Below are 15,376 nucleotides of genomic sequence, written 5' to 3' on the forward strand. Positions count from 1 at the left end.
TCGAAACCGCCTGGTAACGACTACTTATGCGGTCCCATGCATACGTAGCCATCCGATCCATCATACGGCCGCTCCGAACAGACTGCCCAGGGCGTACGTCACACCCGCCGCGGCACCCCCGAGGGCCAGCTGCCGCAGCCCGCTGAACCACCAGGTTCTGGCCGTCACACGGGCCACCACCGCACCGCACCCGAAGAGCCCGACGAGCGCCACCAGCACGGCGGGCCACAGCGCGCCGGCGCCGAGCAGATACGGCAGCACGGGCAGCAGGGCGCCCAGCGCGAAGGAGCCGAAGCTCGACACGGCGGCGACCAGGGGCGAGGGCAGGTCGCCGGGGTCGATGCCCAGCTCCTCGCGCGCATGGATCTCCAGGGCCTGTTCGGGGTCGTGCGAGAGCTGCCGCGCGACCTCCCGGGCGAGCTCCGGCTCGACCCCGCGGCTCTCGTAGAGCGCGGCGAGCTCCTTCTCCTCGTCCTTGGGATACTTGCGCAACTCCCGCCGCTCGACGTCGAGTTCGGCCTGCACCAGCTCACGCTGCGAGGCCACGGAGGTGTATTCGCCGGCGGCCATGGAGAAGGCCCCGGCGGCGAGTCCCGCGAGCCCGGCGACGACGACCGCCTCCCGCCCCGCGGTTCCGCCGGCGACACCGGTCATCAGCGCCAGGTTGGACACGAGCCCGTCCATCGCCCCGAACACGGCGGGCCGCAGCCAGCCGCCGTTCACGTCCCGATGGGTGTGGTTGTCCCGGTGCGCCTCGTGCAACGCGGCTTCGGTGTCGATGATCGCCACGATCAAGCCCCTTTCCTCACGTCGAACGTACGCTCGGAAAATCGCTTCTGCCAGCAAGGAAGGCCGTACTTACCTGACTCGACGCCTGTTCGAGAAACGGCTGCCGCTCATTCGTACAGGGCTCTGCACAGATGTCGACCGGGTGATACAGGGGCGTTCCGCGCGCCGCCGAGGCGGCCGATGTGGGAGAGATCTTCCCAGCGATAGCTGACAAATCTTGAGAGCGGATCAACTGCCCACCGGGCCGGACCTGCCCACGGGCCAGAGAGGCGACCGTATGCCTTCCATCGCCTGCATTCCCTCGGTCCCGGCTCCCGGGGACGCCGCCGACCTCCGCGAACGGGCGCGGGGGGCCATGCTCGGGCTCGCCGTCGGGGACGCGCTGGGGGCGCCCGCCGAGAACATGAAACCCTCCGAGATCCGCGCACGCTGGGGGCGCATCACCGGGTATGTGGCCGAGCGCCCCTCGGGCACGGACGACACCGAGTACGCGATCTTCTCCGGGCTGCTGCTGGCCCGGCACGGCTCGGCGCTCACCGTCACCCATGTGGAGACGGCCTGGCACCAGTGGATCGCGGACTTGGACGAGGGCCCGTTCCGGGGCGCCGGCTTCAGCGAGCGCGGCACCCTGGAGAACCTCCGCCGGGGCCTCGCCGCGCCGATCTCCGCCCAGCACCGACACGCCTGGAGCGACGGCCTCGCCATGCGCGCCGCCCCCTTCGGCGTCTTCGCGGCGGGCCGCCCGGCCGAGGCCGCCCGGCTGGTCGCCGTCGACGGCTCGGTCAGCCACGACGGCGAGGGCATCTACGGCGGCCAGGCGGTCGCGGCGGGCGTGGCGGCGGCGATGGCGGGAGCGCCGACGATCTCGGTCGTGGCCTCCGCGCTCGCCGTCATCCCCGACGACTCCTGGACGGCACGCTCCCTGCGCCGGGCCGTCGCCGTCGCCCACCGGGGCGAACGCGCGGTCCGCTCCGCCGTCGTCATCGGCGGCTACCCCTGGACCGACCTCGCCCCCGAAGCCGTCGCCCTCGCCTTCGGCGCCTATGCGGCGGCGGACGGCGACTTCACCGAGTCGGTACTGACCGCGGTGAACATGGGGCGCGACGCCGACACGACCGCCGCGGTCGCCGGCGCGCTGGCCGGCGCGACCCGGGGGGCGTCGTCGATCCCGTCCGAGTGGACCGCCGCGATCGGCCCGGCGCGGGGCAGCTGCCTGCCCTCCATGGCCGGCCATCACGTCCTGGACGTGGCCGAACTCCTGGTCCCGACCGAGGGCGGCAAGTGGACCACGGGCACGGCCCTCTTCCCCCACGGCGCCCCTCCCCCGCCGACCCCGACCACCTTCACCCTCGCCCCGCCCGACCCGACGGAGACCCCCGCATGACCCCACCGACCCCGTGGGACGACACGACCCCCACGTCCCCGTCCTCGCCGTACGAGGAGCCACCGGCCAGGCCGCCGTCCCCGCCGCGCGACGCTCCGGCCGAGCCGACGGACCCACCTGCCCTCGGCGAGCGGCAGCTCCTGACGGAGCCGATCGAGCCCACCCTCCCGAACCCCCCGAAGCCGACCACGACCGAGCCCTATGCGCCCACACCCACCACCGAACCGCTCACCCCCACGCCCACACCCACCACCGAACCGCTCACCCCCACGCCCATGCCCGACACCGACCGTGTCGCCCTCGCGTCCATGCCCCACGCCGAACCTGTCGCCCCCACGCCCACGCCCGGCACCGAACCCGTCCTCCTCGCCCACCCGACCGGGTTGCTCGCCCCCGCGCGCCCGACCGAACCTCTCGCCCCCGCGCGCTGCGCACCCACTCGCCCCGTCCCGGCGAAGCCGCTCACCCACGGAGCCGCGGCCGCCGGCGGTGGGGGCGCCCCACTGGGGCCACCCGCACTCGACGACGAAAGTCGCACGGGCGGTGCGGGTGGGAAAACGAAGGCCGAAGGCGGAGCCGAGGCCACAGCCCGCGCCCCCCGCACCCCCCGCACCCCCCGCCGCATCGAGGGCCTCCTCCTCGGCCTCGCCGCAGGCGACGCCGCCGGCTGGCCCGCCGCCCGCCACCGCGCCGCCCGCATGCCGGAGTGGACCCGCCGCCTCACCCGCGAGCTGGACACCTTCGCCGAGCAGAACGCCACCACCACCCTCCCCGTCCCCATCGCCCTCAACCAACCCCCCGAGCCCCTCCGCCTCGGCCCCTCCGACGACGCGGAGTGGGCGGCCTTCGCCGCCGAGGCCCTCCTCCGCGCGGGCGACGCCGCCGCCCTCGGCGACCTCAGCCTGGAACGCCGTACCCGCGCCTCCATCGACCTCTCCTGGAACGCCGTCGCCAGCGAGATCGCCGCGGCAGCGGAACGCGCCCCCGAGGTCGAGTCCGCCGTGCTCCCTCTGCGCGCCCGTATCTCCGTACGCGCCGGCCTCGGCAACCTCGCCACCGGCCTGCGACCGCCCGCCACCGGCCACGACAACCCGCACTACTTCGACGACGCGGCCTGCGTCCGCGCCTGCGTCCTGGCGGTGGCCCACCCGGGCGACCCCCGCCGCGCCGCCGACCTCGCCGAGTTCGACGCCCGCTACACCCAGGACGGCGACGGCGTGCACGGCGCCCGCGCGATGGCCGCGGCGCTCGCGCTGGCGCTCAGCGGCGCGGATGTCGACGACTGCGCCGCCGCGGCCCTGGCCGAACTCCCGGCCGAGACGGAGATCGGCCGCAACGCACGCCACGCCCTCGACCTCGCCCACCGCCACAAAAAGGAAGGAACATTCGCTCTGGTCCCGCTCCTCGAACACCAGATCGTCGACCACGTGTACAGCTACGGCATCGCCGCCGCCGAGACCGTCCCCGTGGCCCTCGCCCTGGCCACCGCCGCCCGCGGCCGTATCGCCGAGGCCGTCCCCGCCGCCGCCTGCCTCTCCCGGGTCGCCGACTCCGCCCCGGCCCTCGCCGGCGCCCTGACCGGGGCACTCGGCGGCGGCGCCGCCATCCCCGACACCTGGCGGGACGCCTGCCGCACCCTCTCCGGCTGCGCCCTCCCCCGCCTCACCGGCACCGACCTCGTCCACCTCGCCGAACTTCTCGGTACAGCGCAACTCCCCACCACCCCCGGCGTTAGCCGGGCATGACGCCCGCATCCCATCCCGCACCCGTCCCGGCACCCGCCCCCGTGGCCGGGCCGGACGCCACGCTCGACGAACGCATCGCCGGCGCCCTCGTCGGCGCCGCCGTGGGCGACGCCCTCGGCGGCCCGGTGGAGGGCTACACCCCGGAGCAGATCCTCGAACGCCACGGCGGCCGTGTGCACGGTGTCGTCGGCCCGTGGAACGGCGACGAGTGGCGCACCGCCCGCCCCATCGCCCCGTACCACAAGGGCGACGGCCACGTCACCGACGACACCTTGATGACCCATGCGCTCGTCCGGGTGTACGACCGCGTGCGCGACCACCTCGACGCGTACGCCGTCGCCGAGCACCTGGTGCCGGACATGATGACGACACCGCGCTGGATCCCCGAGCTGGAGGCCGAGGCCCTCCCCCTCCAACGGGTCTTCCTCGCCGAGAAGTGGCTGGTGGCCCGGATCCACTACGGCCACATCGACCCCCGCGAGGCCGGTACCGGAAACATCGTCAACTGCGGCGCCGCGATGTACATGGCCCCCGTCGGCCTGGTCAACGCGGCCGACCCGCGCGGCGCGTACGCCGAGGCCCTCGACGTCGCGGGCGCCCACCAGTCGTCGTACGGCAGGGAGGCGGCGGGCGTCTTCGCGGCGGCGGTCGCCGCGGCGTGCGCGCCGGGCGCGACGGCGGAGTCGGTGGTCGAGGCCTGCCTCGCCCTGGCGAAGGACGGCACCCGCGCGGCGATCGAGGCCGTGTGCGAAGTGGCCCGCCGACACTCGGACTTCGAGTCGGCGCTGCGGCCGCTGCGCGAGGCGGTCACCCCGTTCGACACGGTCGGCCCCGACTACCGCGCCCCCTCCCTCGGCGCCCGCCGCCCCTCCCGCCTGCACGCGATCGAGGAACTCCCCGTCGCGCTCGGCATGTTGCTCGTGGCCCGCGGCGACTACCGCCACGCGGTGCTGGGTTCGGTGAACTACGGCCGCGACTGCGACTCCATCGCCACCATGTCCGGTGCCCTCGCCGGCGCGCTGGGCTCCGAGGTCCCGCCGGACTGGGCCAAGACGGTGGCGGAGGCGAGCCGCCTGGACCTGCACGCGCCCGCCAGGACGTTGACCGACGTCGCGCTCCAGATCCACACCCAGGACGTCCGCCGACGCCGCGCCCACGAGTCGGCCTTCACCGCCCTGGTCCCCGTCCGGTGACCCCGCTGCGTCTGACCTGGGTGCAGCCCGAGGACCTCCTCGGCCACGAACTCCACCAGGCCCGCCAGGACGGCCGCGAGCCGTCGGCCGTCGCCGCCCGCTGGCGGACGGCGGGCGGCCCCCCGGCCCCCCTCCGCGCCGGCGCCTCCCCCACCCCGGCCTCCCCCTACCTCCGGCAACTGGCCGAAGACCTCCTGGACGAACTGGCCGACCTGCCCAGTGGCTTGGCTGACGACGAGCCGACGGCCCTGCCCCGAATCAAGGCCCTCTGCCCGAACTGGCCCGCGCGCCCGACACGGCCCGCTGAAGCTGCGGGCAGTCGTGCCGCTGGGGCGATGGGGGTCCCCCCGCTCGAGCGAAGCCGAGAGTGGGGGAGGGTGGGCGCAGGCTGCACCTCGCAACCGCCGAGCGGCGGAACCCTCCCCGCCCCAGCCACCTACGCACCCCGCCTGGAAGCCGCCTGGCTCGGCCGCGCCGCCGGCTGCCTCCTCGGCAAACCCGTCGAGAAGCTCCCCCTCCCCGCCATCCGCCGACTCGCCGCCGTCACCGGCAACTGGCCCCTCACCACCTGGTTCACCGCCCGAGGCGTCCCCGAGGACCTCCTCACCGCCCACCCCTGGAACCGCCGCTCCGCCCCCACCTCCCTCGCCGAGAACATCGACGGCATGCCCGAGGACGACGACCTCAACTACCCCCTCCTCAACCTCCTCCTCCTGGCCCGTCACGGCCGGGAGTTCACCACCGCCGACGTGGCCGCCCTCTGGCTCGACGAACTCCCCGCGGGCCGCACCTTCACCGCCGAGCGCGTCGCCTACCGCAACCTCCTCACCGGCATCGAGCCACCCCGCACCGCCCGCCACCGCAACCCGTTCCGCGAATGGATCGGCGCCCTGATCCGCGCCGACGTCCACGGCTGGACCAACCCCGGCGACCCGGCCGCAGCGGCCGAACAGGCCCACCGGGACGCCACCCTCACCCACACCGCCAACGGGGTCTACGCGGCGATGTTCATCGCGGCCGCCATCGCCGAGGCGGCCACCGGCATCCACGACGTCCACCAGTGCCTGCGCACCGGCCTGACGGTCGTCCCCCCGAACTCCCGCCTCGCGCGAGCGATCACCCACTCCCTCCGACTCACCGCCGAGATCAGGGACTTCGACACGGTCGTCGACGAACTCCACGCCACCTACGCCGACCACCACTGGGTCCACGCCGTCCCCAACACCGCCCTGCTCACCGCCGCCCTCACCCATGCGGACGGCGACTACACGGCCTCCATCTGCCGTGCGGTGTCCGGCGGTTGGGACACCGACTCCAACGGTGCGACAGCCGGCAGCATCGCGGGCCTGCTGGCCGGCTCCCCGGACGCGCTCCCCGACCGCTGGACCGCCCCCCTCAAGAACCGCCTGGCCACCTCGATCGCCGACTTCAACGGCATCGGCTTCGACACCCTGGCCCACCTCACCCTCCGGGAGACCCACCGCCCATGACCCAGGCGCCACCCCCGCCCCAGGCGTACGCCCCTCCGCTCGGCCACCTCCGCGTCCTCGACCTCGCCACCCTCTTCGCGGGCCCCCTCGCCGCCACCATGCTCGGCGACTTCGGCGCGGAGGTCATCAAGGTCGAGCACCCCACGAAACCGGACCCGTCCCGGGGCCACGGCCCCTCGAAGGACGGCGTGGGCCTGTGGTGGAAGCTGCTGGGCCGCAACAAGCGCACCCTGACGCTGAACCTCTCCACCCCCGGCGGCCGGGACACGCTCCTGCGTCTCGCCGCCACCGCCGATGTGATCATCGAGAACTTTCGCCCCGGCACCCTGGAGAAATGGGGTCTGGGCTGGGAGGAGCTGTCGGCGGCGAACCCCGGTCTGGTCCTCGCCCGGGTCACCGGCTTCGGCCAGTTCGGCCCGTACGCACACCGCCCCGGCTTCGGCACGCTCGCCGAGGCCATGAGCGGGTTCGCCGCGATCACCGGCGAGCCGGACGCCCCACCGGTCCTGCCGCCCTTCGGCCTCGCCGACTCGATCGCGGGTCTGGCGACGGCGTACGCGGTGATGACGGCGCTCACCGCGCGTGACCACACCGGGCAGGGGCAGACGGTCGACATGGCGATCATCGAGCCGATCCTCACCGTCCTCGGCCCCCAGCCCCTCTGGTACGACCAGCTGGGCCACGTCCAGCCCCGTACGGGCAACCGGTCCGCGAACAACGCGCCCCGCAACACGTATCGCACGGCGGACGGCTCCTGGGTGGCGGTCTCCACCTCTGCCCAGTCGATCGCCGAACGCGTGATGCGCCTGGTCGGACGGCCCGAGCTGATCGACGAGCCCTGGTTCGGGTCGGGCGCGGAGCGAGCCCGGCACACGGACGTCCTGGACGAGGCGGTCGGCGCGTGGATCGCCCGTCACACCCGGGAGGAGGTGATCGAGGCGTTCGAGAAGGCGGAGGCGGCGGTGGCCCCCATCCAGGACGTACGGGAGGTGATGACCGACCCCCAGTACCGCGCCCTGGACACCATCACCACCGTCGACGACCCCGAACTCGGCCCCCTGCGTATGCAGAACGTCCTCTTCCGGCTCTCCACCACCCCCGGCGCGATCCGCTGGGCGGGCCGTCCGCACGGCGCCGACACGGACGCCGTCCTGACCGAACTGGGCCTGTCGGAGCCGGAGATCGAGACCCTTCGCCGGGAGGGCGCCCTGTGACCCCGCCGTCGCCGAGGCCTTTCCCCCTGACCTGGCTGTACGCCCCCGGCGACCGCCCGGAGGTGGTCACCAAGGCCCTGGCCTCCGGCGCGGAGGTGGTGATCGTGGACCTGGAGGACGCGGTGGCTCCCGACCGCAAGGCCTACGCCCGCGCGGCCACCGCCGAACTCCTCTCGACCGTGCCGCCCGTGCCGGTCCATGTACGCGTCAACGCGCTGAACACCCCGGACGCCGAGAAGGATCTCGAAACCCTCGCCCCGCTCCCCGGCCTCTCCGCCCTCCGCCTCCCCAAGATCACGTCCCCCGACGAGGTGGCGGAGGTCGCCGAACGCACCGCGCCGGCGGACGGAGGAGCGATCCCCCTCTACGCCCTCCTCGAATCGGCCCTGGGCGTGGAACGGGCGTACGACATCGCCACCGCGCACCCCGCCCTGCGGGGCATCACCCTCGGTGAGGCGGACCTCCGCGCCGACCTGGCCGTCAGCGACGACCGGGCCCTCGACTGGCCGCGCTCCCGGGTGATCCTCGCCGCGCGTGCCGCCGGGCTGCCGTCGCCCGCGCAGTCGATCTACCCGAACACGAGGGACCTGGAGGGCCTGGCGGCCACGTCCGCGCACGGCCGCGCGCTCGGGTTTCTGGGGCGTGCCGCCATCCACCCGCGCCAGCTGCCGGTGATCGAACGCGCCTACACCCCGACTCCCCAGGAGGTGGAGTCGGCCGAGCGGACGCTCAGGGCGGCGACCACCACGGCCGGGGCCCAGGCCCTCCCCGACGGCCACTTCATCGATCCGGCCGTCGTCGCCGCGGCCCGCAGAACCCTTGCCCTTGCGGCCCGCCCCAGCAGGCTTTGATCGCCCCCGCCGCGCCCCTTCGACCCCCACACGTCCGCCCGGTGGGGGCTGGTCGCGCAGTTCCCCGCGCCCCTGAAAAAGCAGGGGCTGCGCCCCGTGCTTTTCAGGCCCGCAGGGCCGTGGTCTTTCAGGCCCGCAGGGGCCTGATGCTTTTAGGGGCGCGGGGAACTGCGCGAGAAGCCCCACTCACCCGCACCCGACGACGCACCCCAGTCCCCCCGAACCAAAAACCCACCCGCCCCCGAAGGGACAGGTGGGCAGGCACCACGGCAACCGACCGACAACCGCGGTCAGCTCTTCTCCGCCGACTCGGGCTCCTTCTTCTCCTCGGCATCAGCCATGGCCGAAGACTCCTCCGACTTCGACTTCGACTCCGGCTCCCGCTCCGGCTCCGCGTCCTCGACCGCGGCCGCACCCTCGTCCCAGTCCCCGTCGGAGGCCCCCGGCTCGACGATCTCCTCCCGCCCAGGCCGCTTGCGGGCCGACAGGACGATGTAGATCACGGCGAGGACGAAGACGAACAGCGCGGTCCAGTTGTTGAGGCGCAGCCCGAGGATGTGGTGGGCCTCGTCGACCCGCATGTACTCGATCCAGAACCGCCCCGCGCAGTACGCGGCGACGTACAGCGCGAACGCCCGCCCGTGCCCGAGCTTGAACCGGCGGTCCGCCCAGATGACGAGCAGCGCGACGCCGATGCACCACAGCGACTCGTAGAGGAAGGTCGGGTGGTACGTGCCCGGCAGCCGCCCGTCCGTGGAGGACGTGATCTCCACGGCCCACGGAAGATCCGTCGGCTTGCCGTACAGCTCCTGGTTGAACCAGTTGCCCCAGCGTCCGATCGCCTGGGCGAGGGCGATCCCGGGCGCGACGGCGTCGGCGTACGCGGGCAGCGGGATGCCCCGCCGGCGGCAGCCGATCCACGCCCCCACCGCGCCGAGGGCGATCGCGCCCCAGATGCCGAGCCCGCCTTCCCAGACCTTGAAGGCGTCCACCCAGTCACGGCCCTCGCTGAAGTACAGCTCGTAGTCCGTGATCACGTGGTAGAGCCGTCCGCCGACCAGGCCGAAGGGCACGGCCCAGACGGCGATGTCGGCGACCGTTCCGGCCCGTCCGCCCCGCGCGACCCAGCGTTTGTTGCCGAGCCAGACGGCTACGAAGACACCGATGATGATGCAGAAGGCGTAGCCGCGCAGCGGGACGGGACCGAGGTACAGCACCCCGCGCGACGGGCTGGGAATGTAGGCAAGTTCCATGGCAGGGTCGACGCTACCCTGCCGGGCCCGGCCGACGGCAGGCGGCCCGGCAACGGGTCCATAACGCCGTACCGTCGCCGCCTTGACACCCCACGGCCTCCGCCGGGCACCCCCGGCCTCACCCGGCGGCTCGCGCCTCCACCATCTGCTTCAGCTTGGCTGGGGTCATGGACTGGTCCGCGTAGATGTTGGTGCCGTTGAGGAAGACGCTCGGTGTGCCGGAGAAGCCGCCCTTCTGGAAGGCTTCGTTCGACTTGGCGACCCAGCTGTTGTGCTTGCCGTCCTCGACGCAGGCGCGGAAGGTGGCGGTGTCCAGCCCGTCCACCTTCTTCGCCAGGTCCAGCAGCTTGGTCTCGCTCGCGAAGGCGTCGTCCGTCTCGGGTGGCTGGTTCTGGTAGAGCACGTCGTGGTAGGCGGGGAACTTGCCCTCGTTCTGCGCACACGCTGCTGCGTTGGCGGCCTTGCGGGAGCCGCTGCCGCCCATGTTGCCGTCGATCAGGGTGGCGAGGTGGTACTCGACCTTCAGCTTCCCCGCCGCGGTCAGCTCGTGGATCGTCGAGCGATAGGCGTCCTCGAAGGACTTGCAGGCCGGGCAGCGGAAGTCCTCCCACACGGAGAGGGTCGACTTGGCGCCGGCGTCACCGACGGGGATCGCGAGGCTGTCCTCGCCGTTCGCCCCCGAGGGTGCGACGACCGGGCCCGAGGCGTCGGACTCGTCGTCCTTGCCCGCGTTCGCCGCCACGACGCCGATCACGGCTGCCAGCCCCAGCACGCACACCACGGAGGCGCCCACGATCAGCACCCGACGGCGCTTCTCGGCAGCCTTCTGCTTCTCGCGCTCCTCCGCCAGCCGTTCCCGGGCGGTGCGCTTTCCCTCACGGTTCTTCTCGCTCACATCCCGCAGAACGAACCGGGGAGGCGCTCAGCGCCTCCCCGATCCCACTTCCACCCGTTCGAGTGAGCGGATTGCCCGTTACGTCCAGCGATCCCCGTACGACAAACGGGTGAACGTCACGAGCTGCCTCACGCGCCCCGGCGTACGCCCTTCGCGAGGTCGCCCGCCAGTTCCCGGACGGCGTCCAGGCCGGCCGCCTCGTCGGGCGCGTCCAGCATCCGCTTCACGAACGCGGAGCCGACGATCACACCGTCGGCGAACCCGGCGACCTCGGCGGCCTGCTCGGCGTTGGAGACGCCGAGGCCGACGCAGACCGGCAGGCCCGACCCCGTGGCCCGGGTGCGTTCCACCAGGTCCTGGGCCTGCGCGCCCACCGACTCCCGGGTGCCCGTGACCCCCATCAGCGAGGCCGCGTAGACGAAGCCGCTGCCGGCCGCGGTGATCTCCGCGAGCCGGGCGTCCTTGCTGCTGGGCGCGACCACGAAGACCGTGCCGAGGCCGTGCTTCTCCGCGTGCTCCCTCCACAGCGCCGACTCCTGGACGGGCAGGTCGGGCAGGATGCAGCCCGCGCCGCCCGCCTCCGCCAGCTCGGCCGTGAAGCGCTCGACGCCGTAGCGGTCGATCGGGTTCCAGTAGGTCATGACGAGCACCGGCTTCCCGGTGGCCTCGTACGCCTCCCGCACCGTGCGCATCACGTCCGCGATCTTGACGCCGCCGCGCAGGGCGATGTCGTCGGCGGTCTGGATGACGGGTCCGTCGAGGACCGGGTCGCTGTGCGGCAGCCCGACCTCGACGACGTCGGCGCCGCCCTCGAAGACCGCCTTGATCGCGGCGATACCGCCGTCGACGGTCGGGAACCCGGCCGGCAGATAGGCGATCAGCGCGGACCGGCCCTCCGCCTTGGCCGCGGCGAGGGTGTCACTCAACAGCTGGATGTTGCCGCTCACTTGGCGTCCCCCTCGATCTCCGCGAGATCGGCCGCGTCGGCGGCGACCTCGGCGTCGGCGCCCTCGTCGTACAGGCCGAAGTAGCGCGCGGCCGTGTCCATGTCCTTGTCACCGCGCCCGGACAGGTTGACGACGATCAGCCCGTCCCGGCCGAGTTCCCTGCCGACCTCCAGGGCTCCGGCGAGCGCGTGGGCGCTCTCGATGGCCGGGATGATGCCCTCGGTGCGCGACAGCAGACGCAGTGCCTGCATGGCCGCGTCGTCGGTGACGGCGCGGTACTCGCCGCGGCCGCTGTCCTTGAGGTAGGCGTGCTCGGGGCCGATGCCCGGGTAGTCGAGGCCGGCCGAGATCGAGTAGGGCTCGGTGATCTGGCCCTCCTCGTCCTGGAGGACGTAGGAGCGCGAGCCGTGCAGGATGCCCGGCTCCCCGGCGGTCAGGGTCGCCGCGTGCTCACCGGTCTCGATGCCGTGCCCGGCCGGTTCGCAGCCGACGAGGCGGACGCCGGTGTCCGGGATGAAGGCGTGGAAGAGCCCGATGGCGTTCGATCCGCCGCCCACGCAGGCGACGGCCGCGTCGGGCAGCCGTCCGGCGCGTTCGAGGATCTGCCGTCTCGCCTCGACGCCGATGACGCGGTGGAAGTCGCGGACCATGGCGGGGAAGGGGTGGGGGCCGGCCACGGTCCCGAAGAGGTAGTGGGTGCGGTCGACGTTGGCGACCCAGTCCCGGAACGCCTCGTTGATGGCGTCCTTGAGGGTGCGGGAGCCGGACTTCACGGCGACGACCTCGGCGCCGAGCATGCGCATCCGGGCGACGTTCAGGGCTTGGCGCTGGGTGTCGATCTCGCCCATGTAGATGGTGCAGTCGAGGCCGAAGAGCGCGCAGGCGGTGGCGGTGGCGACGCCGTGCTGGCCCGCTCCCGTCTCGGCGATCACCCGGGTCTTGCCCATGCGCCTGGTGAGCAGGGCCTGCCCGAGCACGTTGTTGATCTTGTGGGACCCGGTGTGGTTCAGGTCCTCGCGCTTGAGGAAGACCCGCGCTCCGCCGGCGTGCTCGGCGAACCGGGGCACCTCGGTGAGCGAGCTGGGCCGCCCGGTGTAGTGGACGAGCAGATCGTCGAGCTCGCGCGCGAACTCGGGGTCGTGCTTCGCCTTGTCGTACTCCACGGCGACCTCGTCCACGGCGGCGACCAGCGCCTCCGGGATGAACTTGCCGCCGAACGCGCCGAAGTACCCCTCGGCGCTGGGGACTTGACCCTCGGGGTCGGGAATGAAGAACTCACTGGACATGCGACTACCTCGCAGGGGCGGAGCCCCGTCGTCGGTCGGACTATGACTCACAGCGATCACGTACGCGCACCACCGGACGGATCCGCCGACCCCGCCCCGACCCACCCGCCGCCGGGGACGGGACACCCGGCGTTCAGGAGGAAAGGCGGCGGCTCAGCTGCCCGCAGGGCATCCGCGCGTACGTGTCCTGGGCCATCGCATGCCGTTCACCTGACCCGGCTCGTCACCGATGACATAGCGGACCCGGCGCCCGTGGACCCGACGGGCGGGCGCCCGGCAGCCACGGGGACGGCACCCGCGCGCGAGGCGGGCGTAGGGGTCCCTGGGGGTCATGGTGATCGAGAACATCGGGGCACAGCCTACCGGTACCGCCTCACCCGTGTGGGCGACACCGAGCGCGGCGGACGGCACTCGATCCGCCGCCCCGCACACCCTCCCGTACCCCATCGCACCGCGCACCGCCACGTCGGCCGGGGCGGACCCCGGCCGGTCGGCGGTGCGGGTGCGGGCGGTCATGTCCGGGTCAGCTCCGGCCGTGCCGCAGCGCGGGGTGCTCGCCCGCGGCCACGAGGTCGGCGACGGCGGTCCTGGGGTCCTTGCCGGTGACGAGGGACTCGCCCACGAGGACCGCGTCGGCGCCGGCGTTGGCGTAGGCGATGAGGTCGTGCGGGCCCCGGACGCCGGATTCGGCGATCTTGACGATGGAGTCGGGGATCTCGGGGGCGACCCGCTCGAACGTGGAGCGGTCGACCTCCAGGGTCTTGAGGTTGCGGGCGTTGACGCCGATCACCCGGGCGCCGGCGTCGACCGCGCGCTCGACCTCGTCCTCGTCGTGGACCTCGACGAGCGGGGTGAGCCCGATGGACTCGGCACGCTCGATCAGCGACTCCAGCGCCGGCTGGTCGAGGGCCGCGACGATCAGCAGCACCACGTCGGCGCCGTACGCCCGCGCCTCCCACAGCTGGTACGAGGTGACGATGAAGTCCTTGCGCAGGACGGGGATGTCCACGCGGGCGCGGACGGCCTCCAGGTCGGCCAGCGAGCCGCCGAAGCGGCGCTGTTCGGTGAGGACGGAGATGACGGCCGCGCCGCCCGCCTCGTAGTCGGCCGCGAGCCCGGCCGGGTCGGCGATCGCGGCGAGCGCGCCCTTGGAGGGGCTGGAGCGCTTGACCTCGCAGATCACCTTGACGCCGTCGCCGCGCAGCGCGGCCGCGCCGTCCTTGGCCGCCGGAGCCTTCGCCGCGCGCTCCTTGAGCTCGTCGAGGCTGACGCGCGCCTGCCGCTCCGCGAGGTCGGCACGGACTCCGTCGATGATCTCGTCGAGCACACTCACGCGAGCGGCCCCCTTTCAGACGGTGAAAATCGGTGACAACGTTTGACGGTCATGTATTGACAGTCGAGCGGTTCTCAGGGTTCAGGCAGTTCACTGCGATGGTATCCGGAGGAGGGCGTAGGCCTCGCATCCGGTTGACGGCGGTCCCACTACCTGGACGTTCGCCGTTCGATCAAGGATGGAGCCAGCCACCGAACGGCAGGTTCCGGACAACCGTGAAGACCAGCGCCAATGCGCCGAGCGACCACATCTGAACGGTCCCGAACCGAAGCCGCAGGGGTCGTCCGCGCACCACCTGGACCACCCAAACGGCCCACAGCACCGCGAACCCCAGGTAGCCCGCGACGGCGAGCGCGTTGTCGGCGAGGGCGGTGGCGAGGTCGCCGTGCGCGAAGGCGTGCGCGCTGCGCAGGCCGCCGCACCCTGGGCAGTAGAGGCCCGTGAAGCGCCACAGCGGGCAGACCGGGTAGTGGCCGGGCTCGTTGGGGTCGACGGCCGCGACGTACGCGAAGGCGCTGCCGACGACGGTGAGCGCCGCGGCGGGCACCCAGAGGCCGCGGAGCGCGCGGCCCCGCTGCGGCGCGGGCGGGGCGGTGGGAGCGGTCTCGGCGTTCACACACCGCATTCTGCCCCGCGCGGGCCGTACACGCGCACGAGGGGCGGCCCGGCGGTTCGATCCCGCCGCCGGGCCGCCCCTCCCGCGGACGTCAGCTCTGGGCGGCGGCCGGCTCGGTGGTCGACGTGGTCGTGCCGCCGGAGCGCACCGCCGCCGTCTCGTACACGGCGTGCGCGTCCTTCGGCTGGCCCATGCCCATGGCGCGCATGGCCATGCCGACGACGCCGCCGAGGACGACGATGACCATGCCGGCCCAGAATCCCAGCGGCTGGGCCATCACCATGTAGGCGCCCGAGACGCAGAAACCGATGAAGGCGATGGTGACGCCGGTCCAGGCGGCCGGGGTGTGACCGTGGCTGCTGCCCGCCATGACTTGCTCC

Annotated in this window: 15 protein-coding genes; 6 read left to right on the plus strand and 9 right to left on the minus strand. The window is 73.2% G+C overall.

What is annotated here, in order from left to right:
* Nucleotides 1-60: 60 nt before the first annotated feature.
* On the minus strand, nucleotides 61-789 hold the full coding sequence (locus HW837_RS16700; protein ID WP_045555790.1) for a VIT1/CCC1 transporter family protein: 729 nt from the start codon (nucleotides 787-789) through the stop codon (nucleotides 61-63).
* A gap of 277 nt (nucleotides 790-1,066) precedes the next feature.
* Here HW837_RS16700 and HW837_RS16705 point away from each other — a divergent pair, with 277 nt between their 5' ends.
* The 6 genes from HW837_RS16705 (at nucleotide 1,067) to HW837_RS16730 (ending at nucleotide 8,666) form a co-directional block, all read left to right on the plus strand.
* Nucleotides 1,067-2,173 carry an ADP-ribosylglycohydrolase family protein gene (locus HW837_RS16705; RefSeq protein ID WP_045555262.1) on the plus strand — a complete coding sequence of 369 codons (1,107 nt, stop codon included), beginning with the start codon at nucleotides 1,067-1,069 and terminating at the stop codon, nucleotides 2,171-2,173.
* A gap of 275 nt (nucleotides 2,174-2,448) precedes the next feature.
* Nucleotides 2,449-3,918, plus strand: coding sequence for an ADP-ribosylglycohydrolase family protein (locus tag HW837_RS16710; protein ID WP_234442424.1), 1,470 nt, complete (start codon nucleotides 2,449-2,451; stop codon nucleotides 3,916-3,918).
* The gene (locus HW837_RS16715; RefSeq protein WP_196789063.1) at nucleotides 3,915-5,111 is read left to right on the plus strand and encodes an ADP-ribosylglycohydrolase family protein; all 1,197 of its coding nucleotides are present in this window, start codon (nucleotides 3,915-3,917) and stop codon (nucleotides 5,109-5,111) included. Before HW837_RS16710 ends, HW837_RS16715 begins: the two co-directional genes overlap by 4 nt.
* Entirely contained in the window at nucleotides 5,108-6,601 is a 1,494-nt protein-coding gene (locus tag HW837_RS16720; RefSeq protein WP_193380794.1) for an ADP-ribosylglycohydrolase family protein, read from the plus strand. Before HW837_RS16715 ends, HW837_RS16720 begins: the two co-directional genes overlap by 4 nt.
* The gene (locus HW837_RS16725) at nucleotides 6,598-7,815 is read left to right on the plus strand and encodes a CaiB/BaiF CoA transferase family protein (RefSeq protein WP_045555266.1); all 1,218 of its coding nucleotides are present in this window, start codon (nucleotides 6,598-6,600) and stop codon (nucleotides 7,813-7,815) included. Before HW837_RS16720 ends, HW837_RS16725 begins: the two co-directional genes overlap by 4 nt.
* Nucleotides 7,812-8,666 (plus strand): HpcH/HpaI aldolase/citrate lyase family protein, encoded by an 855-nt coding sequence (locus HW837_RS16730; RefSeq protein WP_193380793.1) that lies wholly within the window; start codon nucleotides 7,812-7,814, stop codon nucleotides 8,664-8,666. Before HW837_RS16725 ends, HW837_RS16730 begins: the two co-directional genes overlap by 4 nt.
* 290 nt (nucleotides 8,667-8,956) lie before the next feature.
* On the opposite strand, the gene lgt is transcribed toward HW837_RS16730, so the two are convergent.
* From lgt to HW837_RS16765, 8 genes are all read right to left on the minus strand, one after another.
* Nucleotides 8,957-9,919 (minus strand): prolipoprotein diacylglyceryl transferase, encoded by a 963-nt coding sequence (gene lgt / locus HW837_RS16735; RefSeq protein WP_193380792.1) that lies wholly within the window; start codon nucleotides 9,917-9,919, stop codon nucleotides 8,957-8,959.
* A gap of 118 nt (nucleotides 9,920-10,037) precedes the next feature.
* A complete protein-coding gene (locus tag HW837_RS16740; protein WP_045555269.1) occupies nucleotides 10,038-10,814 on the minus strand; it encodes a thioredoxin domain-containing protein in 777 nt (258 codons plus the stop codon).
* A gap of 128 nt (nucleotides 10,815-10,942) precedes the next feature.
* The gene (gene trpA, locus HW837_RS16745) at nucleotides 10,943-11,761 is read right to left on the minus strand and encodes a tryptophan synthase subunit alpha (RefSeq protein WP_045555270.1); all 819 of its coding nucleotides are present in this window, start codon (nucleotides 11,759-11,761) and stop codon (nucleotides 10,943-10,945) included.
* Nucleotides 11,758-13,047: a tryptophan synthase subunit beta gene (trpB, locus tag HW837_RS16750; protein ID WP_045555271.1), complete on the minus strand. Its 1,290-nt coding sequence runs from the start codon at nucleotides 13,045-13,047 to the stop codon at nucleotides 11,758-11,760. The genes trpA and trpB overlap by 4 nt, the downstream gene beginning before the upstream one ends.
* A 153-nt stretch (nucleotides 13,048-13,200) precedes the next feature.
* Nucleotides 13,201-13,395 (minus strand): tryptophan biosynthesis modulator TrpM, encoded by a 195-nt coding sequence (gene trpM / locus HW837_RS50045; protein ID WP_078853292.1) that lies wholly within the window; start codon nucleotides 13,393-13,395, stop codon nucleotides 13,201-13,203.
* 175 nt (nucleotides 13,396-13,570) lie between these two features.
* Entirely contained in the window at nucleotides 13,571-14,380 is an 810-nt protein-coding gene (trpC, locus tag HW837_RS16755) for an indole-3-glycerol phosphate synthase TrpC (protein ID WP_045555272.1), read from the minus strand.
* Nucleotides 14,381-14,552: 172 nt separating this feature from the next.
* Nucleotides 14,553-15,005: a DUF2752 domain-containing protein gene (locus HW837_RS16760; protein ID WP_193380791.1), complete on the minus strand. Its 453-nt coding sequence runs from the start codon at nucleotides 15,003-15,005 to the stop codon at nucleotides 14,553-14,555.
* A gap of 82 nt (nucleotides 15,006-15,087) precedes the next feature.
* Nucleotides 15,088-15,366 (minus strand): HGxxPAAW family protein, encoded by a 279-nt coding sequence (locus tag HW837_RS16765; protein WP_045555791.1) that lies wholly within the window; start codon nucleotides 15,364-15,366, stop codon nucleotides 15,088-15,090.
* Nucleotides 15,367-15,376 lie beyond the last annotated feature (10 nt).

Source organism: Streptomyces caniscabiei, from assembly GCF_014930365.1.
Lineage (GTDB): Bacteria > Actinomycetota > Actinomycetes > Streptomycetales > Streptomycetaceae > Streptomyces > Streptomyces caniscabiei.

Excerpts from the sequence above, each read along its gene's own strand:
- HW837_RS16715 (WP_196789063.1), top strand. The coding sequence starts at position 3,915 with ATGACGCCCGCATCCCATCCCGCACCCGTCCCGGCACCCGCCCCCGTG.
- HW837_RS16725 (WP_045555266.1), top strand. The coding sequence starts at position 6,598 with ATGACCCAGGCGCCACCCCCGCCCCAGGCGTACGCCCCTCCGCTCGGC.
- HW837_RS16705 (WP_045555262.1), top strand. The coding sequence starts at position 1,067 with ATGCCTTCCATCGCCTGCATTCCCTCGGTCCCGGCTCCCGGGGACGCC.
- HW837_RS16760 (WP_193380791.1), bottom strand. The coding sequence starts at position 15,005 with ATGCGGTGTGTGAACGCCGAGACCGCTCCCACCGCCCCGCCCGCGCCG.
- trpB (WP_045555271.1), bottom strand. The coding sequence starts at position 13,047 with ATGTCCAGTGAGTTCTTCATTCCCGACCCCGAGGGTCAAGTCCCCAGC.
- HW837_RS16765 (WP_045555791.1), bottom strand. The coding sequence starts at position 15,366 with ATGGCGGGCAGCAGCCACGGTCACACCCCGGCCGCCTGGACCGGCGTC.
- HW837_RS16710 (WP_234442424.1), top strand. The coding sequence starts at position 2,449 with ATGCCCGACACCGACCGTGTCGCCCTCGCGTCCATGCCCCACGCCGAA.
- lgt (WP_193380792.1), bottom strand. The coding sequence starts at position 9,919 with ATGGAACTTGCCTACATTCCCAGCCCGTCGCGCGGGGTGCTGTACCTC.
- trpM (WP_078853292.1), bottom strand. The coding sequence starts at position 13,395 with ATGTTCTCGATCACCATGACCCCCAGGGACCCCTACGCCCGCCTCGCG.